The 907-nt window shown below is 73.3% G+C and carries 1 protein-coding gene; it reads left to right on the top strand.

Annotation, left to right across the window (positions count from 1 at the left end):
• Positions 1 to 261: 261 nt before the first annotated feature.
• Positions 262 to 907, top strand: a 646-nt coding sequence (locus tag Q0789_RS16580) for an IS110 family transposase (RefSeq protein ID WP_298807088.1), incomplete at its 3' end; no start/stop codon positions are given.

Genomic DNA, 907 nt, shown 5'->3' with positions numbered 1-907 from the left:
CCCCGTTACCTTCCTCGCGCTCCCTCGTCGAGGGGGTTCCTGGTCGCCAGGTCCGGTATGACTGATCGCCCCTGTCGTTGATGATCCGGGGGGTGTTGTCGCCGGACCTGGTGGCACTGGTGGACCGCTGATAGGGACATGGCCGCCCTCGCAGGGCTGGTCTCTTCGTAACGTGGCTGCCGGCATCCGGTGCTCGACTGGCCAGGACATCGGTCTCGTCGAGGAGGCTCGGCAGTGGGCGATCAGCACCAACCAGGACCAGTGGACGTCGGCGGCTTCGGGGTGCTCTGCGGCCTGGACGTCGGTAAGGGCACCCACCACGCGGTTGCCCTGTCCCCGGACGGACGGCGGCTGCACGACGGGCCGCTGCCCCAGGACGAGACCCGGCTGCGGGCCCTGTTCACCGACCTGGCCGCCCACGGGAGCGTGCTGGTGGTGGTCGACCAGCCCGCGACCATCGGGGCGCTGCCCGTCGCGGTCGCCCGTGACGCCGGCGCGCAGGTGGCCTACCTGCCCGGTCTGGCGATGCGCCGCATCGCTGATCTGCACCCCGGGACGGCCAAGACCGATGCCCGCGACGCCTACGTCATCGCCGACGCCGCCCGGACCCTGCCCCACACCCTGCGGCGGGTCGACGCCGGCGACGACGCCCTGGCCGATCTCGGGGTGCTGGTCGGCTACGACGACGACCAGGCCCAGGAAGCCACCCGGCTGACCAACCGCATCCGCGGGCTGCTCACCCAGATCCACCCCGCCGCCGAACGTGTCCTGGGCCCCAAGGTCGCCACCAACGTCGTGCTCGAGCTGCTGGCCCGCTACGGCGGACCCACCGGCATGCGCGCCGCCGGACGACGCCGGCTGCAGGCCACCGCCCGCGCCCACGCACCCCGCGCCGGCGCCGGGCTCG

The organism is uncultured Pseudokineococcus sp., from assembly GCF_947499845.1.
Classification (GTDB): Bacteria; Actinomycetota; Actinomycetes; order Actinomycetales; family Quadrisphaeraceae; genus Pseudokineococcus.
Note: the sequence above shows the minus strand (reverse complement) of the source record. Positions and strands in the feature narration are given on the sequence as shown.